Here is an 18,507-nt window from a genome sequence, read left to right as displayed (position 1 = left end):
ATGGTCCCGCCGCCGCGTCTGCTCAGCGAGTCGGGAGGGGAGGCCGGCGATGGTTCCGCATCGTGGAAGACGGTGTCTACAGTCTGGAAAACGACCGGTCCGGAAGGTAGTGCGCCCGGTCACCGGGGGTCAAGGCGGGGTGCGTGGACCCCCTGGTCGGGAGCGGCGGACCGGGGTCCGGGCGGAGGTGGCGGGGTGGCGGACGGTGGGGGAGCCGCGGGCGGCGCGGCGGAGGGTGTGCAGTCCCTGGAGCGCGCGTTCGTGCTCCTCGAGCTGATGGCCGACGCCGGAGGGGAGGTCGCGATCAGCCGGCTGGCCGCCGAGAGCGGCCTGGCCCTCTCGACCATCCACCGCCTGGTGCGCACGCTCGTGGCCCGGGGCTACGTGCGCCAGCTGCCGTCCCGGCGCTACGTCCTCGGTCCGCGGCTGATCCACCTGGGGGAGAGCTCGTCGCGGATGCTGGCCACCTGGGCGCAGCCGCACCTGTCCTGGCTGGTCGACGAGATCGGCGAGACGGCCAACCTCGCCCTGCTCGACGGCGACCGGGTCGTCTACGTCGCCCAGGTCCCCTCGCGGCACTCGATGCGGATGTTCACCGAGGTCGGCCGGCGCGTCCACCTGCACTGCACCGGCGTCGGCAAGGTCCTGCTCGCCCAGCTGCCGCCCGACCACGTGCGCCGGCTGCTCGCCCAGGCCGGCATGCCGGTGCGCACCGAGCGCACGGTGACCGACCCGGACCGGCTGCTCGCCCAGCTGCCGTCCGTCGCCGAGCTGGGCTACGCGGTCGACGACGGCGAGCAGGAGGCCGGCGTCCGGTGCGTCGCCGTCCCGGTGCCCGGCGGCTCGGCGGCCGGCGCCATCTCGGTGTCGGGTCCGGCGGGCCGGCTGGGCATGGACGCGGTGTCGCGGGTCGTGCCGCTCCTGCAGACGGCCGCCGCCGCCCTGGCCACCGAGCTCCGGCAGGACCCGGCCCGACCCGGGACGTGAGGTACCGGACACGGGGATGAAGTTGTCTGCCGCAACCAACCGGACGTATGGTTGCGGTCTACAAGCACTTACCTCCCCGTGAGGACCTCATGACCCTGTCTCCCGGCACCCGGGACCGGCTCGTCGCCGCCGTCGCCCGGCTGGTCCGCACCGGCCGGCACGTCTCCACGCGTGCCGCCGAGTCCGTCCGCGGCGGCCTGCCCTCCTTCGGATGGGGGCTGCTGCTCCCGCTGGAGCGCGACGGCGAGCAGCGCTGCAGCGCGCTGGCCGCACACGCCGGCGTCGACGTCTCCGTCGTCAGCCGGCAGGTGGCGGCCCTGGAGCGGCAGGGCCACGTCGACCGCCGGCCCGACCCGCACGACGGGCGGGCCAGTCTCATCCGGCTCTCCGAGGCCGGTGCCGCCGCCCTCGCCCGCACGCGGGCCGTGCGCTCCGAGTGGGCCACCGCCGCCCTCGCCGACTGGGACGAGGAGGACGCCCGCCGGCTCGGCGAGCTCCTCGAGCGACTGGCCGCCGACCTCGACCGTGCCGCCCCCGCGCCCTCCCGCACCGCCCTCGGGGCCGCCTCGTGAGCGCGTCCCACCCCCTCGCGGCACCGGCGCCGCTCCCGTCCACCTCCGACCGCCGATCGTCCAGGAGCACCGTGACCACCACCCACGAGCCCGACACCGGGGCCGCCACCCCTCGACCGCCGGTCGAGCCGGAGGCGCCGGTCGAGCAGCAGGGCCGCATGACCCACCGCCAGATCCTCGAGGCGCTCTCGGGGATGCTGCTGGCGATGTTCGTGGCGTTCCTGTCCTCGACCGTCGTCTCCAACGCCCTGCCGACGATCATCACCGACCTGCGCGGCAGCCAGAGCCAGTACACCTGGGTGGTCACGGCCACCCTGCTGGCCTCGACGGCGTCGACGCCGATCTGGGGCAAGCTCGCCGACCTGTTCAGCAAGAAGCTGCTCATCCAGATCGCGATCGTGGTCTTCATCGTCGGGTCGATGCTGGCCGGGCTGTCGCAGTCGGTCGGCACGCTCATCGGCTGGCGCGTGCTGCAGGGCCTGGGTCTGGGCGGCCTGCAGGCGCTGGTGCAGATCGCGATGGCCGCGATGATCAGCCCCCGCGAGCGCGGCCGGTACTCGGGCCTGCTCGGCAGCGTCATGGCCGTGGCCACCGTCGGCGGTCCGCTGCTCGGCGGCCTGCTGGTCGACACCAGCTGGCTGGGCTGGCGCTGGTGCTTCTACGTCGGCGTCCCGTTCGCCGCGGTGGCGCTGGTGCTGCTGCAGCGCACCCTGCACCTGCCGGTCACCAGGCGGCGGGTCCGCATCGACCACCTGGGGGCGGCCTTCCTCACCGCCGGGGTCTCGGCGCTGCTCATCTGGGTCACCCTCGCCGGTGACCAGTTCGCCTGGGCGTCCACGGAGACGGCGCTGTTCCTCGCCGGCGGCGCGCTGGCGATCGTCGCCTTCCTCGTCACCGAGACGCGGGCCGCCGAGCCGATCGTCCCGCTGCGGCTGTTCCGCGACCGGACGACGACGCTGGCCGTCGTCGCCAGCGTGGCCATCGGTGTGGCGATGTTCGGCTCGACGGTCTTCCTCGGCCAGTACCTGCAGATCTCGCGGGGCTACTCGCCGACGGCGGCCGGCCTGCTCACCATCCCGATGGTCGGCGGGCTGCTGGTCTCCTCGACCGTCTCGGGCATCCTCATCACCCGGTACGGCCGGTGGAAGGGCTACCTGGTGGCCGGCTCGCTGCTCGTCGTCGCCGGGTTCGGCCTGCTGGCGACGATCGACCACGAGACGTCGATGGTGCCGCTCGGCGTCTTCCTCTTCGTCCTCGGCACGGGGATCGGCATGACGATGCAGAACCTGGTGCTCGCGGTGCAGAACACCGTCGCCGCATCCGACCTGGGCGCGGCCAGCTCCGCGGTGGCCTTCTTCCGCAGCCTCGGCGGCACCATCGGCGTCTCCGTGCTGGGTGCGGTGCTCAGCAGCCGGGTGGGCACCCTCATCGCCGCCGGGCTCCCGCCCGAGGCGGCCGCGGCCGGCAGCGGCGCGGGCAGCGTCGGGCTGGCCGACCTCGCCGACGCGCCGGCGCCCGTCCAGGAGCTCATCCGGGTGTCCTACGGCGACGCGACCGGCCGGATCTTCCTGGTCTCCGCGGTCATCGCGGTGGTCGCCGTCGTGGCCATCGTGCTGATCCGCGAGGTGGCCCTGCGCACCGAGAGCGGTGAGGAGCGGCTGCGCCGCGAGTCCGAGCCGGCCCTCGCCGACGACGCGGCGGTCGGCGCCGCCCGCTGAGGACCCGCCCCGGGACCACGACGGCCCGCTCCCCGCGAAGGGGGGCGGGCCGTCGTGCTGTGGTGCCTCAGCTCTCGAGCGCGGCGTCCAGGGTGATGTCGACGCCGGACAGGGCCTTGCTGACCGGGCACCCGGCCTTGGCCTCCTGGGCGGCCTTCTCGAACCCGGCGGCGTCGAGGCCGTCGACCTCGGCACGCACGGTGAGCGTGATGCCGGTGAGCGCGAAGCCGCCGTCGGCCTGGTCGGGGCCGAGGGAGACGTCGGCTCGCACGTCGAGGGACTGCGGCGTCCCGCCGGCCTGCGCGATGTTGGCCGACAGCTGCATCGCGAAGCACGCGGAGTGGGCTGCCGCGACGAGCTCCTCGGGGCTGGTCGTGCCACCGGCCTCGTCGGCCGCGCGCTTGGGGAAGCTGACCTCGTAGGTGCCGACCTTCGAGCTGGTCAGCTCGACCTGGCCGGACCCCTGCTCGAGGGTGCCGTTCCAGGCGGTGCGTGCGGTACGGGTGGGCATGGGCGCTGCCTTCCGGTCGGGTGGGCGCCGGCGTCTGCTCGCCGGCACCGCGGACCCCGCGCCCCTACCCAGGTGAGTTGTACGCAACCCACCTCCCGGTCAGGGGAGGCGCGGCGCCTCGTTGACCCGCTGGGTCAGCACGTTGAGCGTCTGCTTGAGGTCGGCGAAGTCGTCGACGTCGAGGTGCAGGGCGCAGATCATGTCCTGGGAGATGGCGAAGGCCCGGTCGCGCAGGGCGCGGCCCTCGTCGGTCAGGGCGATGGCGACCGAGCGCTCGTCCTCGACCCGGCGGTGCCGGGTCACCAGGCCGGCCGAGGTGAGCCGCTTGAGCAGCGGGGAGAGCGTGCCGCTGTCGAGGGCCAGGCGCTGGCCGAGCTGGCCGACGGTCTGCTGGTCCTCCTCCCAGAGCAGCATCATCACGAGGTACTGGGGATAGGTCAGACCCAGCTCCTCGAGCATCGGCCGGTACCGCGCCGTCATGGCACGCGAGGCCGCGTACAGGGCGAAGCAGAGCTGGTCGTCGAGAGCCACGCTCGGTGCGGGGAGCTGTGGCTCCTCGCGCGTCATCGTCATGTCCAGCAGTGTAGGAGCAACCAGGTCGCGTGGCATGCAGTTGTGGCGGGTGTCAACCCCCTGGGGGCGACCCGCCGGTGCGTCCTCCCGGCGCGGGAGGGTTGAGTGGAACAGACTCAACTCCCGGTTCGTTGGACCCGTCGAGACCGAACCGGCCGGATCCCGGCCACCGCCTGACGAGAGGACCGACCACACCGACCATGGAGAGCAAGCTGACCACCCGTTCGCAGGAGGCGTTCGCGGCCGCCCAGCGGCTGGCGGTCGACCGCGGGCAGGCCGCCCTGGAGCCCCTGCACCTGCTCGTCGCCCTGCTGCAGCAGACCGACGGCATCGCCGGGCCCCTGCTGGCCGCCGCCGGTGCCGAGCCCGCCGACGTCCGCGCCAAGGCCGAGGCGGCGCTGCGGCGCATGCCGAGCGTCAGCGGGGCCACCGTCGCCGCGCCCTCGCCGTCCCGTGAGCTGCTGCGCGTGGTCAACGCCGCCGGCGAGCAGGCCAGCGCCCTCGGCGACGAGTACGTGTCCACCGAGCACCTGCTGGTCGGCCTGGCCGGCTCCGACGGTGAGGCCGGCTCGGTGCTGACCAGTGCCGGCGCCACCCGGGACGCGCTGCTGGCCGCCTTCCGCACGGTCCGCGGCAACCGCAAGGTCACCACCGCCGACCCGGAGAGCACCTTCCAGGCGCTGGAGAAGTACGCCGTCGACCTCACCGAGCGCGCCCGCGAGGGGAGGATCGACCCGGTCATCGGCCGCGACACCGAGATCCGCCGCGTCGTGCAGGTGCTGTCCCGGCGCACCAAGAACAACCCGGTCCTCATCGGCGAGCCCGGCGTCGGCAAGACCGCCATCGTCGAGGGGCTGGCGCAGCGCATCGTGGCCGGCGACGTCCCCGAGAGCCTCAAGGGCAAGCGGCTCATGGCGCTCGACCTGAGCGCGATGGTGGCCGGCGCCAAGTACCGCGGTGAGTTCGAGGAGCGGCTGAAGGCCGTGCTGCAGGAGATCACCGAGGCCGAGGGCCAGGTGGTCACCTTCATCGACGAGCTGCACACGATCGTCGGCGCCGGTGCCACCGGCGACGGCGCCATGGACGCCGGCAACATGATCAAGCCGATGCTCGCCCGCGGTGAGCTGCGCATGGTCGGTGCCACCACGCTCGACGAGTACCGCGAGCACATCGAGAAGGACCCCGCGCTCGAGCGCCGCTTCCAGCAGGTCTACGTCGGCGAGCCCTCCGTGGAGGACACGATCGGCATCCTGCGCGGTCTCAAGGAGCGCTACGAGGTCCACCACGGCGTGCGGATCACCGACGCCGCGATCGTCGCCGCCGCGACGCTGTCGGACCGTTACGTCACGGCCCGGTTCCTCCCCGACAAGGCGATCGACCTGGTCGACGAGGCCGCCAGCCGGCTGCGGATGGAGATCGACAGCCGGCCGGTCGAGGTCGACGAGGTCGAGCGCGCCGTCCGCCGCATGGAGATCGAGGAGATGGCGCTGGCCAAGGAGGACGACCCGTCCTCCCAGGAGCGCCTGGCCGCGCTGCGGGCCGACCTCGCCGACCGGCGCCAGCAGCTCGACGAGCTGACCGCCCGCTGGCAGCAGGACAAGTCGGCCATCGAGCGGATCCAGCGCATCAAGGAGGAGCTCGAGTCGGTCCGCACGGAGGCCGAGCGGGCCGAGCGCGACGGCGCCCTCGCCCGCGCCGCCGAGCTGCGCTACGGCCGGCTGCCGGAGCTGGAGCGCTCCCTGGCCGCGGCCGAGGACTCGGTGCAGACCGGCGAGTCGATGCTCAAGGAGGAGGTCGGCCCCGACGACATCGCCGAGGTCGTCCAGGCCTGGACCGGCATCCCCGCCGGGCGGCTGCTCGAGGGCGAGACCGCGAAGCTGCTGCGGATGGAGGAGGGCCTCGGCCGGCGGGTCGTCGGCCAGCCCGACGCCGTCCGCGCCGTCGCCGACGCCGTCCGCCGGGCGCGCTCGGGCATCTCCGACCCCGACCGGCCCACCGGGTCGTTCCTCTTCCTCGGTCCCACCGGCGTCGGCAAGACCGAGCTGGCCAAGGCGCTGGCGGAGTTCCTCTTCGACGACGAGCGGGCGATGGTCCGCATCGACATGAGCGAGTACTCCGAGAAGCACTCGGTGGCCCGCCTGGTCGGTGCCCCCCCGGGCTACGTCGGCTACGAGGCCGGCGGCCAGCTCACCGAGGCGGTGCGGCGGCGGCCCTACACCGTCGTGCTGCTCGACGAGGTGGAGAAGGCCCACCAGGACGTCTTCGACGTGCTGCTGCAGGTCCTCGACGACGGGCGCCTCACCGACGGGCAGGGGCGGACGGTGGACTTCCGCAACACCCTGCTGATCCTCACGTCCAACCTCGGCTCGCAGCTGATCGCCGACCAGTCGCTGCCGGAGGAGTCGCGGCGGGCGGCGGTGATGGACGTCGTCCGGTCGCACTTCAAGCCCGAGTTCCTCAACCGCCTCGACGACGTCGTGGTGTTCCGGGCGCTGGGCAGCGAGGAGCTGGCCGGGATCGTCGACATCCAGGTCGGCGTGCTCGCCCGCCGGCTGGCCGCCCGCCGGCTCACGCTGCGGGTCACCGACGCCGCGCGCGAGTGGCTGGCGATCAACGGCTTCGACCCCGTCTACGGCGCCCGGCCGCTGCGCCGGCTGGTGCAGTCGGCCATCGGCGACCCGCTGGCCCGCGCGCTGCTGGCCGGTGAGATCCGGGACGGCGACGAGGTCGCCGTCGACGCCCACGAGGACCTCGCCGAGGAGGGCCTGACGGTCGGCCGCGGCTGAGGGAGGACCTCCCTGCCCCCCACCGCTCGCCGGCTCGCGGCGGACCGCTGCAGGGGGGCGTCCAGCGGGGCCCCGCCGTCCCACCCGGGACGGCGGGGCCGCCGCGCGTCGCCATCGATCCGGTCTCGATCGACCCCCGGCGCTGGCCGGGACCCCGGCCGGCGGGTGATCATCGCCCGGACACCCGACCGGCGAGCAGGGAGTGGACGATGACGTCAGGGCAGGGCGGTCAGGACCCCGGGCAGGGGTGGCAGCCGCCGCAGGGCCAGCCCGGCTGGCAGGGTCCGCCGCCTCCTCAGGGCTGGCCGGACCCACAGCAGGGCTGGCAGGGGCAGCAGCAGGGCTGGCAGGGGCAGCCGCCGTACGGCTACGCGGCCGCTCCGTCGGCCCCCGGCCCGCACCTCGCGCCGGAGGCACCCGAGCGGCCGACGACCGTGCGCGTGGGGATCGGGGCCTTCATCGCCACGCTGATCCTCGGCCTCGTCTCCTCCCTCGTGCAGTTCTCCGACATCGACGGCCTGGTCGCGGAGGCCGTGGCGCTCGCGGACGACCCGGCCGTCACCGAGGACGTCGTCCGCGCCGGGGTCGTCGTCGGCGCGGTGATCGGGCTGCTGCTGGTCGGCCTCCAGGCGCTGTTCATCTGGTTGGCCTGGAAGGGGCGCAACTGGGCGCGCATCGTGCTCCTGGTGCTGGGCGGGCTCAGCGTGCTCCTCGGCCTCAGCGCCCTGGCCGGCGCCGGTGGCGGCGTCGCGGGCTCGGGTTTCCTCGACTCGCTGTCGGTCTTCTCGCTGCTGCTCACGCTCGTCGGGGTCGTCGCGCTGGCGCTGCGGCCGTCGAGTGAGTGGTACCGGGCGATGACCGCGCGCCGTCAGGCCGGACTGCGCTGACGGCTCGTTACGGAACCGTTACCGCAGATGTGAACCCATGGGACGGCGGGTCACGAAGACCGACCGTGACCACGACCGAGCAGGCCCCGGCCTCGGCGGCCGGGCCGGACCTGGCGTCCCGCCGCGGGCGCCGTCCGCTCGCCGCCGTGGCCGGGCTGCTGTCCGCCGGCGTCGCGCTGGGCGTCGCCGAGCTCGCGGCCGGCGTCGTCGGCCCGTCGTCCTCCCCGGTCGTCGCCGTCGGCGACGCGGTCATCACGCTGGTCCCCGAGCCGGTCAAGCAGTTCGCCATCGCGACCTTCGGCGAGCACGACAAGATCGCCCTGGTCGTCGGCACGCTGGTCGTCGTCGCGCTCTACGCGGTGCTCGTCGGCCTGGTCTCGCTGCGCTCCCGCCGGCTGGGTGTCGCCGGCACCGGCCTGTTCGGCCTGATCGGCGCCCTGGCCGCGGTCACCCGCCCGGCGGGCGGCCTGCTCGACGCGCTGCCGTCGGCGGTCGGCGCCCTCGCCGGCGCCGTCGCCCTGCTGCAGCTGGTGCGCCCCCTGACGCTGCCCACCCCCGCGCGGTCCGCCACCCCGCCGGCCGACGACGCCGCCGCGCGGCACGCCGACGAGGTGGTCCTCGACCGGCTGCGCGGTGCGCTCGCCTCGGCCGACCGCAAGGGCGCCGGCGTGGACCGCCGCCGGTTCCTCCTCACCGGTGGGGTCGCCCTCGGCGCGGCCGCGGTCGCCGGTGGCGGCGGCCGGCTGCTGCGGCAGCGCTTCGACGTCAGCAGCGCGCGCGGCGACCTCACCCTGCCGACCCCGTCGTCCCCGGCGGCGGCCCTGCCGCCCGGTGCCGACCTCGCCGAGCGGGTCGAGGGGCTGACGCCGCTGTTCACCGCGAACCGCGACCTCTACCGCGTGGACACCGCGATCACCGTGCCGCAGATCCGGCCCGCGGACTACCGGCTGACGCTGCGCGGGATGTTCGACTCCCCGCGGACCTACACGCTGGCCGACCTGTTCGACCGCGACGACGTCATCGAGCGCGACATCACGCTCACCTGCGTCTCCAACGAGGTCGGTGGCACCCTCGCCGGCACCGCCCGCTGGACCGGCATCCCGCTCGGCGCGTTCCTCCGGGAGAACGGGATCCAGTCCCGCTCCGACCAGCTGGTCTGCCGCTCCAGCGACGGGATGACGATCGGCGCCTCGACCCGCGCGGCCCTGGAGGTCGAGGACGCGATGATCGCCTTCGGGCAGAACGGCGAGCCCCTGCCCGTCGAGCACGGCTTCCCGGTGCGGATGCTCATCCCGGGCCTCTACGGCTACGTCTCGGCCTGCAAGTGGATGACCGAGATCGAGGCCTCCACCTACGACGCCTTCGACGCCTACTGGACCGAGCGCGACTGGGCCGCGCAGGCACCGATCAAGGTCTTCTCGCGGATCGACACCCCCGCGCCGCTGCGGCGCTTCCCCGCCGGCCGCCGCCCCGTCGCCGGCGTGGCGTGGGCGCAGACCCGCGGCATCCAGCGGGTCGAGGTCCGGGTCGACGAGGGCGAGTGGCTGGAGGCGCAGCTGTCCCCGCAGGTCGACGCCGACCTGTGGCGGCAGTGGGTGCTCCCGTACGACTTCGCGCCGGGCTCCTACCAGCTCACCGTCCGGGCCACCGCGGCCGACGGCGAGGTGCAGACCGAGGAGCGTGCCGCGCCCTTCCCCCGTGGGGCCAGCGGCCTCCAGTCCATCCGGGTGATCGCGACCTAGCGGCCCCGCCCCGCCGGCCAGGACCGGCAGGGCGCACGCCCGGACCCCCCGACCCGTCTCGGCCCCCGCCGCAGACGCCTCTCCCGACCCCGCGAACGGGTCGGGAGGGACTCCCGCAACGACGACCGAGGAGCACACCTGTGACGAGCACCCTGACCCGCGGCATCCTGCTGGCCTCCGCCTCGACCCTCGCGGTCACCGTGAGCGCCTGCAGCTCCGACAGCGACGCGAGCGAGACCTCGGGCTCCTCCGAGAGCAGCAGCGCGGCCCCCAGCAGCATGGCCGAGGAGACCGCGGAGAGCACGAGCGCGCAGCCGGCCGGTGACGAGCCCTTCGGTGCCGGCTGCACCGCCGTCCCCGCCGACGGCGAGGGCAGCTTCACCGGCATGACCGACGACCCGGTCGCCACCGCCGCGAGCAACAACCCGGTCCTGTCCACGCTGGTCCAGGCCGTCACCCAGGCCAACCTGGTCGACGCCCTCAACAGCGCGCAGGACATCACGGTCATCGCCCCGGCCAACCCGGCCTTCGAGGCCGTCCCGCAGGACCAGCTCGCGGCCGTGCTGGCCGACCAGGCCCAGCTGACCGCGATCCTCACGCACCACGTGGTCGAGGGTCGCCTGAGCCCCGACCAGCTCGCCGGCACCCACACCACGCTCAACGGCGACCAGGTCACCATCGAGGGCACGGGTGAGGACTTCACGGTGGCCCGGACCGTCACCGGCACCCCGGCGTCGGTCATCTGCGGCAACGTGCAGACGGCGAACGCGACCGTCTACATCGTCGACCAGGTCCTGGCCCCTGCCACCGCCTGACCCGTTCGCACCCCGGCGCACCGGCCCGGCTCCCTCGCGGAGCCGGGCCGGTGCGCTGCGTAGGGTCGGCCGCATGCAGAAGGACCCCGTCCCTCCCCGCCCATCGTCTCCCGGGGCGGGCCCGTGGGACGGGACCGGCCACCCCGACCGCGACCGCCTGCTCGAGCTGGTCGTCGACCTCGCCGTCGTGCACGGGGAGGTGACGCTGTCCTCCGGGCAGCAGGCCGACTGGTACATCGACATGCGCCGGCTCACGCTGCACCACGAGGGCGCCCCGCTCGTGGGCCGGGTCATGCGCCAGCTCACCGGCGACCTGCGCTACGACGTCGTCGGCGGGCTCACCCTGGGCGCCGACCCGGTGGCCGCCGCGATGCTGCACGCCGCGGCCGGCGGCGAGGGCTTCCTCGACGCCTGCGTCGTCCGCAAGACCGGCAAGGCCCACGGCCTGCAGCGCCGCATCGAGGGCCCCGACGTCGCCGGGCGGGCGGTGCTCGTCGTCGACGACGTGTCCACCACCGGCAGCAGCCCGCTGGCCGCCGTCGAGGCGCTCCAGGAGGCCGGCGCCGAGGTGCTCGCCGTCGCCGTCGTCGTCGACCGCGGCGGGCGGGCCGCCGTCGAGGCCGCGGGCCTGGAGTACCGCGCCGCCTTCACCCAGGCCGACCTCGGCCTCGGCTGAGCCCCGAGCGGGCCCGCCGTACCGTGGTGCGGGTGACCGCGACCACCACCACGGCCTGGCTGGACGAGCTCACCGCCGCGCTCGGTGCGGACGGCGTCCTCACCGACCCCGACGTCACCGCCTCCTACGCGCGCGACCAGGCCATGTTCACCGAGGCCGGCACGCCCGGCGCGGTGGTCTTCCCGCGCAGCACCGACGAGGTGGCGGCCGTCATGCGGGTGGCGTCCCGGCACGGCGTCCCGGTGGTGCCGCGGGGCGCGGGGTCCGGCCTGGTCGGTGCGTGCAACGCCGTCGACGGCGGGATCACGATGGTGATGACCCGCATGGACGCCGTCCTGGAGGTGTCGTCGGCCGACCGGCTCGCCGTCGTCCAGCCCGGGGTGGTGAGCAAGACCCTGCGCGACGCCGTCCGCGGCGCCGGGCTGTTCTACCCGCCCGACCCGGCCAGCTACGACTGGTGCACCCTCGGCGGCAACCTGGCCATGAACTCCGGCGGCCTGTGCTGCGTGAAGTACGGCGTCACCACCGACTACGTCCTCGGCCTGGAGGTCGTGCTCGCCGACGGGCGGGTGCTGCGCACCGGGCGGCGCACCGTCAAGGGCGTCGCCGGCTACGACCTCACCCGGTTGTTCGTGGGCTCCGAGGGCACCCTCGGGGTGATCACCGAGGCCACGCTGGCGCTGCGCCCGGTCCCGCACCCGCCGTCGACCCTGGTGGCCACCTTCGCCACCAGCGCGCAGACCGGCCAGGTCGTGGAGTCGGTCGTCACCAGCGGCCTGATGCCCAGCATGCTCGAGGTGATGGACCGGACCTGCATCCGCGCGGTCGACGACCTGCTCAGGGCCGACCTCGACCGCGACGCGCAGGCGATGGTGATCGCCCAGTCCGACGCCGGCGGCGCGGTGGCGGCCGAGGAGATCGCGGCGCTCACCCGGCTGTGCGAGGAGGCCGGCGCCGACCTCGTGCACTCCACCGACGACCCGGCGGAGGGCGACCTGCTGCTCACCGCGCGGCGGATGGCGCTGCCGGCGCTCGAGCGGCTGGGCAGCAGCCTGCTGCTCGACGACGTCGCCGTCCCGCGGTCGCGGGTGGCCACCTTCATCGACGGCTGCGACGCCATCGCGGCGGACTCGGGCCTGGTCGTCGGCGTCGTCGGGCACGCCGGTGACGGCAACATGCACCCGACCGTGGTGTTCGACGGCGCCGACCCCGACCAGCGTGCCCGCGCGCACGCGGCGTTCGACGCCATCCTCGAGCTGGGCCTGTCGCTGGGCGGCACGATCACCGGCGAGCACGGCATCGGCGTGCTCAAGGCCGACTGGCTCGAGCGCGAGCTCGGCGCGGTGTCGCTGGACGTGCACCGCTCGATCAAGGACGCCCTCGACCCGGCCGGCCTGCTCAACCCCGGCAAGGTGCTGCGCCGCCACTGAGGGCCCCGACCCGGGGGAACGCCCGCTGTCGGCGCGGCCCCGGCAGGTGGGATGCTGACCGGCAGCCAGCGCCGATCGACGAGGAGTGCCCGCATGCCCATCGCGACCCCCGAGGTCTACGCCGACATGATCAACCGGGCCAAGGAGGGCGGCTTCGCCTACCCGGCGATCAACTGCACCTCCTCGGAGACGGTCAACGCGGCGCTGCGCGGCTTCGCCGACGCCGGCAGCGACGGCATCATCCAGGTCTCCACCGGCGGCGCCGAGTTCGGCTCGGGCACCCGGGTCAAGGACATGGTCACCGGCGCCGTCGCGCTGGCCGAGTTCGCCCACGTCGTCGCCGAGAAGTACCCGGTCAACGTGGCGCTGCACACCGACCACTGCCCCAAGGACAAGCTGGACGCCTACGTCCGCCCGCTGATCGCCCTGTCCAGGGACCGGGTCGACGCCGGCCAGGCGCCGCTGTTCCAGTCGCACATGTGGGACGGCTCGGCCATCGACCTCGACGAGAACCTGCAGATCGCCGCCGAGCTCATCGAGAAGTGCGCCGCCGCCAAGATCGTGCTCGAGGTGGAGATCGGCGTCGTCGGCGGCGAGGAGGACGGCGTCAGCCACGACATCAACGACAAGCTCTACACCGCCCCCGGCGACTTCGTGGCCACCGCGAAGAGCCTGGGCCTCGGCGAGAAGGGCGTCTACCTGCTCGCCGCCACCTTCGGCAACGTCCACGGCGTCTACAAGCCCGGCAACGTCAAGCTGCGCCCGGAGATCCTCAAGGAGGGCCAGGACGTCGTGGCGGGGGAGTTCGGCCTCGGGGACGGCGCCAAGCCGTTCAACCTGGTCTTCCACGGCGGCTCGGGCTCCGCGCAGGAGGAGATCCGCGAGGCGCTGTCCTACGGCGTCGTGAAGATGAACGTCGACACCGACACCCAGTACGCCTTCACCCGGCCGATCGTCGGCCACATGTTCAGCAACTACGACGGCGTGCTCAAGATCGACGGCGAGGTCGGCAACAAGAAGACCTACGACCCCCGCACCTACATGAAGCTGGCCGAGACCGGCATGGCCGCCCGCGTCGTGCAGGCCTGCGAGGACCTGCTCTCGGCCGGTCAGTCGCAGGGGGCGTGAGCGTGACCCACGGGCACAACCTGCTCGGCGAGCCGCCGGCCACGCTGCTGCCCGGTGACCCGGAGGCGGAGGCCGCGCTGGCGGCCGGCACCGACCCCGCCGAGGTGGCGGCGGGGCACCCGCGGGCCAGCGCGGCCTGGGCGGCGCTGGCCGAGGGCGCGATCGACGGCGGCCGCACCGTCGAGGCCTACGCCTACGCCCGCACCGGCTACCACCGCGGCCTCGACGCGCTGCGCAGGAACGGCTGGAAGGGCTACGGCCCGGTGCCGTGGTCGCACGAGCCCAACCGGGGCTTCCTGCGCTGCGTCACCGTCCTCGCCCGCGCCGCCGAGGCGATCGGCGAGGTGGACGAGCAGGAGCGCTGCACCCAGCTGCTGCGCGACTGCGACCCGTCCCTGGCCGCCTGACGCGGGGTCGTGCACTTCGCGGAGGTGCACGACTGGCTGAAGGGCCTGGTCAGGGCCACACTCCGTGTCCCGGGCGCTCGTGCCCGGGTCATGGGAGGTGGCACGTGGAAACACTGCTCTGGATCCTCGCCGTCGTCCTGGTGATCGCCGGCATCCTCGCGATCGTCCGCCGGCAACTGCTCTGGGGGATCGTGCTGATCGTCGTCGGCCTGCTCGTGGGTCCCGGCGGCGTCAGCTTCTTCACCTGACCCCGTCGCGGAGTCCGTGCACCTCCGCGGAGGTGCACGGGCTCAGCGCTCGCCGAGCTCGGGGTGCAGCTCGTGCAGGCGGGTGGTCAGGGCGGTGAGCTCCTCGCCGCCGGCCATGAGCCGGGTGAGGTCGTCGGCGTCGACGTCGGCGCGCGTGAGGTCACCGGCCACCTGGCCGCGCGCCAGCAGCAGGTAGCGGTCGCCGACCAGGTGCGCGTAGCGCGGGTTGTGCGTCACCAGCACGACGGCGAGACCCTCGGCCCGCGCGCGCAGCACGGCCTGGCCGACCAGCGTCTGCTGGGCGATGGTCATCGGCGCGGTCGGCTCGTCGAGCACCAGCGCCCGCGCGCCGAAGTGCAGGGCCCGCGCGATGGCCAGGCTCTGCCGCTCGCCGGCGCGCATCGCGCTGGCCGGGCGGTCGGGGTCGACCCCCGTGACGCCGACCCGCTCCAGCGCCCGCACGGTGGTCTCCCGCCCGGCGTCGCGGTCGAGCCGGCGCAGCGGCCACACGCCGCGGGTGGGCTCCGCGCCGAGGCAGAAGTTGCGCCACACCGACAGCAGCGGCGCGACGGCGAGGTCCTGCCACACCGTCGCGATCCCGGCGGCCCGCGCCGCACGGGGGTCGCGGAAGCGCACCGGGACGCCGTCGAGCAGCAGCTCGCCCTCGTCGTGCCGCGTCAGCCCGGACAGCACCGAGACCAGCGTCGACTTGCCCGAGCCGTTCTCCCCGAGCACGCAGGTGATCCGCCCGCCGTCCAGCGTGACGCCGACCCGGTCGAGCGCGGCCACGCTGCCGAAGCGGACGGTCAGCCCGCGCAGCTCCAGCACCGGCGGCCGGCCGGAGTCCGCGGCGGTCACGACCGCGGCGCGGCCCGCAGCCGGCCGCGCACCACCCCGCTCACCAGGAGCGCGACCAGCAGCAGGACGCCGAGCAGCGCCTGTGACCAGCGCGGGTCCCAGCCGGAGAGCTCCACCCCCTGGCGGGCGACGGCGTAGAGCAGCGCGCCGGCCGCGGCACCGGCCATGGACCCGTAGCCGCCGGTCAGCAGGCAGCCGCCGATGACCGCGACCACCACGAAGTCGATCGCCGTGGCCAGCGACGGCGTCGCGGCCACGCTGGCGGCCGGCACCAGGGTCAGCGTGCCGAGCAGCCAGGCGGCCGCCGCGGTCAGGGCGTAGAGGACCAGCGTCGTCCGGGGGACCGGCACGCCCAGTTCGCGGGCAGCCGTGCGGGACCCGCCCATCGACAGCACCGCGTTGCCGAAGCGGGTGTGCCACAGCAGCCAGCCGGCACCGGCGGTGAGCGCGACCCACCACAGCAGCGCGACGGAGAACACGCCGCCGCCGACCTCCGCCGTCGACCCGAACAGCGCCGACGCCGAGGCCCAGCCGGGTGCCTCGTCCAGGCCGCTGACCCGGGGGGCACCGGCCACCAGCGGCATCCCGGCCACCGTCACGCCCTGCAGCACCAGCGCCGTGGCGAGGGTGACCAGGAAGCTGGGCAGTCCGGTCCGGACGACGAGCCACCCGTTGACCAGGCCCACCACCAGCACCGCGGCCAGCGACGTGGCGAGCGCCGGCCAGACGCCCCACTCGGCCGGCCCGGCGAGGATCCCGGTGAGGACGGCGCTGGACACCGCCAGCGTGCCGATCGAGAGGTCGAAGTGGCCACCCACCAGGAGCAGGCCCACGGCGACCCCGCCGATGCCGAGCAGCGCGGCGGCGTCCAGGACCCCCGCCAGGCCCCCGACCGAGAGCAGCTCGGGCACCCGCAGACCGAAGACCAGGACGACGACCACCAGTCCCAGCACCGCCGGCAGGCTGGGGCGCACCAGCACCCGGTCGAGCAGCCGCTGCCGCGGCGGCGGCGCCGGACGACGGGCGAAGACGAGGCGGTCGGCGGTCACCGGCACGGCACCCCGGGCACGGTCGGGAACGGGCGCAGCGGTCCTCCTCGGCTCGGGACCCCCAGTGTCCACGACGGCGGCCGTCCTCAGGGACGCAGGCGCCAGCGCACCCGGTCGTCGGCGTACCAGGTCCAGCGGGTGACCGGCCGGGCGTAGGGGACGCCGTCGCGGGTGACCCGCGCGGGGTCGCTGGCCAGCTGCAGCGCCCGGCCGGTGCTGCGCCGCGGCGGGCGCACCAGCTGCGCGGACACGACGACGCGGATCGTGTCGACGGCGCGCCAGTCGGGGCGGACGTCGATCCGCGCGACCGTCCCGTCGGCCACCCGGGCGTCGTCGTGGTGGGCCTGGACGCCGAGCCGGGCGGCGAGCGGCAGCCGGCCCTGCTCGGCCGCCTCGTAGCGGCCGTGCTGCAGCAGGACGCCGCCGTGGTCGTCGCGGACCAGCGTCATCTCCCGCTCGCCGCCGGTGCCGACGCCGAGGTCGCGGGCCAGCCCCCGCGACGAGCTGTCGTCGGCGGGCTCCCACGAGACGGGCACCGCGGCGGTCCGGCCGGCGCCGTGCAGGGTGGCCAGCACCGCCGCGAGCGCGGCCACCGGTCCCCGCACCAGCAGCGCCCCCGCTCCCGCCGCCTCCGCGACGGCGGCCCGCTCCGGCGCCCGGCCGGGCTCGAGACCGCGCAGGTCGAACTCGACGAGGGACATGCCGATACCCTGCCACCGACAGGCCGGTCGCTGCCGGTGTCGACGACGAAGGGGTCCACCACCCGATGCCGGCAGTCGTGCTGATCGGCGCCCAGTGGGGCGACGAGGGCAAGGGCAAGGCCACCGACCTGCTCGGGGGCCGCGTGCCCTACGTGGTCCGCTACCAGGGCGGCAACAACGCCGGGCACACGGTGATCACGCCCGACGGCGAGCGCTACGCCCTCCACCTCATCCCGTCGGGGATCCTCACCCCGGGCTGCACGCCGGTCATCGGCAACGGCGTCGTCGTCGACCCGCAGGTGCTCATCGGCGAGCTCGCCGGTCTCGAGGAGCGCGGCGTCGACACCTCGCGCCTGGTGCTCTCGGCCGACGCGCACCTGATCATGCCGCACCACCGGGCGCTGGACCGGGTCACCGAGCGGTTCCTGGGCAAGCGCAAGATCGGCACGACCGGGCGCGGCATCGGGCCGGCCTACGGAGACAAGGTGGCCCGCACCGGCATCCGGGTGGCCGACCTGCTCGACCTGTCGATCCTGCGGCAGAAGCTCGAGGGCACCCTGGTGGAGAAGAACCAGGTCCTGGTCAAGGTCTACAACCGCAAGGCGATCGACGTCGACGAGGTGGTCGAGGAGTACGCCGGCTACGCCGAGCAGCTCAAGGGCCGCATCGCCGACACCCGGCTGCTGCTGGGCAGGGCCCTCGACGCGGGTGAGTGGGTGCTGCTGGAGGGCTCGCAGGGCACGCTGCTCGACGTCGACCACGGCACCTATCCGTTCGTGACCTCCTCGAACCCGACCGCCGGCGGCGCGGCCACCGGCAGCGGCATCGGTCCCACCCGCATCTCCCGGGTGGTCGGGATCCTCAAGGCCTACACGACCCGCGTGGGCTCGGGACCGTTCCCGACGGAGCTGTTCGACGCCAGCGGCGAGTACCTGCGCACGCAGGGCGGGGAGGTCGGCGTGACCACCGGCCGTGACCGCCGCTGCGGCTGGTTCGACGCCGTCGTCGCCCGCTACGCCAGCCGGGTCAACGGGATCACCGACTACTTCCTCACCAAGCTCGACGTGCTCTCCGGCCTGGAGACCGTGCCGATCTGCGTCGCCTACGACGTCGACGGCGTCCGGCACGAGGAGATGCCGATGACGCAGACCGACTTCCACCACGCGGAGCCGGTCTACGAGGAGATGCCGGGCTGGGCCGAGGACATCCGGCACTGCCGCGGCTTCGACGAGCTGCCGGCCGCCGCGCAGGCCTACGTGCGCCGGCTCGAGGAGCTCTCCGGTGCGCGGATCAGCGTCATCGGGGTGGGCCCCGGCCGCGACGAGAACGTCGTCGTCCACGACCTGCTCGAGTAGTCGGCGCGCCACGATCAGGTGACCTGACCGTGGCGCGTCCTCCCTGACCGTGGGCGGTGCGGGA

At 74.5% G+C, this 18,507-nt stretch carries 18 protein-coding genes; 13 read left to right on the top strand and 5 right to left on the bottom strand.

Translation table 11 applies throughout. From position 1 onward, the window contains the following. Nucleotides 1-237 precede the first annotated feature (237 nt). The 3 genes from JOD57_RS10530 (at nucleotide 238) to JOD57_RS10520 (ending at nucleotide 3,277) form a co-directional block, all read left to right on the top strand. A complete protein-coding gene (locus JOD57_RS10530) occupies nucleotides 238-987 on the top strand; it encodes an IclR family transcriptional regulator (protein WP_307824602.1) in 750 nt (249 codons plus the stop codon). Between the two features lie 89 nt (nucleotides 988-1,076). Further along, entirely contained in the window at nucleotides 1,077-1,559 is a 483-nt protein-coding gene (locus JOD57_RS10525; RefSeq protein WP_204691981.1) for a MarR family winged helix-turn-helix transcriptional regulator, read from the top strand. Between the two features lie 71 nt (nucleotides 1,560-1,630). Further along, nucleotides 1,631-3,277 (top strand): MFS transporter, encoded by a 1,647-nt coding sequence (locus JOD57_RS10520; protein WP_307824601.1) that lies wholly within the window; start codon nucleotides 1,631-1,633, stop codon nucleotides 3,275-3,277. Between the two features lie 67 nt (nucleotides 3,278-3,344). Here the strand turns inward: JOD57_RS10520 and JOD57_RS10515 are convergent, their stop codons facing one another. Continuing rightward, nucleotides 3,345-3,788: an OsmC family protein gene (locus JOD57_RS10515; protein WP_204691980.1), complete on the bottom strand. Its 444-nt coding sequence runs from the start codon at nucleotides 3,786-3,788 to the stop codon at nucleotides 3,345-3,347. 99 nt (nucleotides 3,789-3,887) lie between these two features. Continuing rightward, nucleotides 3,888-4,361 (bottom strand): MarR family winged helix-turn-helix transcriptional regulator, encoded by a 474-nt coding sequence (locus tag JOD57_RS10510; protein ID WP_275582076.1) that lies wholly within the window; start codon nucleotides 4,359-4,361, stop codon nucleotides 3,888-3,890. A 200-nt stretch (nucleotides 4,362-4,561) separates the two neighbouring features. Here JOD57_RS10510 and clpB point away from each other — a divergent pair, with 200 nt between their 5' ends. The 9 genes from clpB to JOD57_RS10465 all read left to right on the top strand — a co-directional run bounded on the left by clpB (nucleotide 4,562) and on the right by JOD57_RS10465 (nucleotide 14,480). After that, on the top strand, nucleotides 4,562-7,147 hold the full coding sequence (gene clpB, locus JOD57_RS10505) for an ATP-dependent chaperone ClpB (RefSeq protein ID WP_204691979.1): 2,586 nt from the start codon (nucleotides 4,562-4,564) through the stop codon (nucleotides 7,145-7,147). 209 nt (nucleotides 7,148-7,356) lie between these two features. After that, a complete protein-coding gene (locus JOD57_RS10500; protein WP_204691978.1) occupies nucleotides 7,357-8,034 on the top strand; it encodes a hypothetical protein in 678 nt (225 codons plus the stop codon). A 65-nt stretch (nucleotides 8,035-8,099) separates the two neighbouring features. Beyond that, entirely contained in the window at nucleotides 8,100-9,776 is a 1,677-nt protein-coding gene (locus JOD57_RS26815; RefSeq protein WP_204691977.1) for a molybdopterin-dependent oxidoreductase, read from the top strand. A gap of 140 nt (nucleotides 9,777-9,916) precedes the next feature. Continuing rightward, the gene (locus JOD57_RS10490) at nucleotides 9,917-10,591 is read left to right on the top strand and encodes a fasciclin domain-containing protein (RefSeq protein WP_204691976.1); all 675 of its coding nucleotides are present in this window, start codon (nucleotides 9,917-9,919) and stop codon (nucleotides 10,589-10,591) included. A gap of 73 nt (nucleotides 10,592-10,664) precedes the next feature. Continuing rightward, nucleotides 10,665-11,267, top strand: a complete 603-nt coding sequence (pyrE, locus tag JOD57_RS10485) for an orotate phosphoribosyltransferase (protein WP_204691975.1) — start codon at nucleotides 10,665-10,667, stop codon at nucleotides 11,265-11,267. Between the two features lie 32 nt (nucleotides 11,268-11,299). Then, nucleotides 11,300-12,697: an FAD-binding oxidoreductase gene (locus tag JOD57_RS10480; RefSeq protein WP_307824600.1), complete on the top strand. Its 1,398-nt coding sequence runs from the start codon at nucleotides 11,300-11,302 to the stop codon at nucleotides 12,695-12,697. A 93-nt stretch (nucleotides 12,698-12,790) separates the two neighbouring features. Beyond that, the gene (fbaA, locus tag JOD57_RS10475) at nucleotides 12,791-13,825 is read left to right on the top strand and encodes a class II fructose-bisphosphate aldolase (RefSeq protein ID WP_204691973.1); all 1,035 of its coding nucleotides are present in this window, start codon (nucleotides 12,791-12,793) and stop codon (nucleotides 13,823-13,825) included. Beyond that, nucleotides 13,822-14,232, top strand: a complete 411-nt coding sequence (locus JOD57_RS10470) for a DUF3151 domain-containing protein (RefSeq protein ID WP_307824599.1) — start codon at nucleotides 13,822-13,824, stop codon at nucleotides 14,230-14,232. Before fbaA ends, JOD57_RS10470 begins: the two co-directional genes overlap by 4 nt. A 104-nt stretch (nucleotides 14,233-14,336) precedes the next feature. Further along, a complete protein-coding gene (locus JOD57_RS10465; RefSeq protein WP_204691972.1) occupies nucleotides 14,337-14,480 on the top strand; it encodes a GPGG-motif small membrane protein in 144 nt (47 codons plus the stop codon). A 42-nt stretch (nucleotides 14,481-14,522) separates the two neighbouring features. On the opposite strand, the gene JOD57_RS10460 is transcribed toward JOD57_RS10465, so the two are convergent. The 3 genes from JOD57_RS10460 to JOD57_RS10450 form a co-directional block, all read right to left on the bottom strand. Continuing rightward, complete coding sequence (locus tag JOD57_RS10460) at nucleotides 14,523-15,338, bottom strand: ATP-binding cassette domain-containing protein (RefSeq protein WP_204691971.1); 816 nt, start codon at nucleotides 15,336-15,338, stop codon at nucleotides 14,523-14,525. Beyond that, nucleotides 15,335-16,387 (bottom strand): ABC transporter permease, encoded by a 1,053-nt coding sequence (locus tag JOD57_RS10455; RefSeq protein ID WP_307824598.1) that lies wholly within the window; start codon nucleotides 16,385-16,387, stop codon nucleotides 15,335-15,337. Before JOD57_RS10455 ends, JOD57_RS10460 begins: the two co-directional genes overlap by 4 nt. 86 nt (nucleotides 16,388-16,473) lie before the next feature. Continuing rightward, nucleotides 16,474-17,088: a hypothetical protein gene (locus JOD57_RS10450; protein WP_204691969.1), complete on the bottom strand. Its 615-nt coding sequence runs from the start codon at nucleotides 17,086-17,088 to the stop codon at nucleotides 16,474-16,476. A gap of 65 nt (nucleotides 17,089-17,153) precedes the next feature. Between JOD57_RS10450 and JOD57_RS10445 the strand changes: the two genes are divergently transcribed. Further along, a complete protein-coding gene (locus JOD57_RS10445) occupies nucleotides 17,154-18,443 on the top strand; it encodes an adenylosuccinate synthase (RefSeq protein WP_204691968.1) in 1,290 nt (429 codons plus the stop codon). Nucleotides 18,444-18,507: the final 64 nt, after the last annotated feature.

Source organism: Geodermatophilus bullaregiensis (assembly GCF_016907675.1).
Classification (GTDB): domain Bacteria; phylum Actinomycetota; class Actinomycetes; order Mycobacteriales; family Geodermatophilaceae; genus Geodermatophilus; species Geodermatophilus bullaregiensis.
This window is presented reverse-complemented; position numbering and strand designations above follow the sequence as displayed.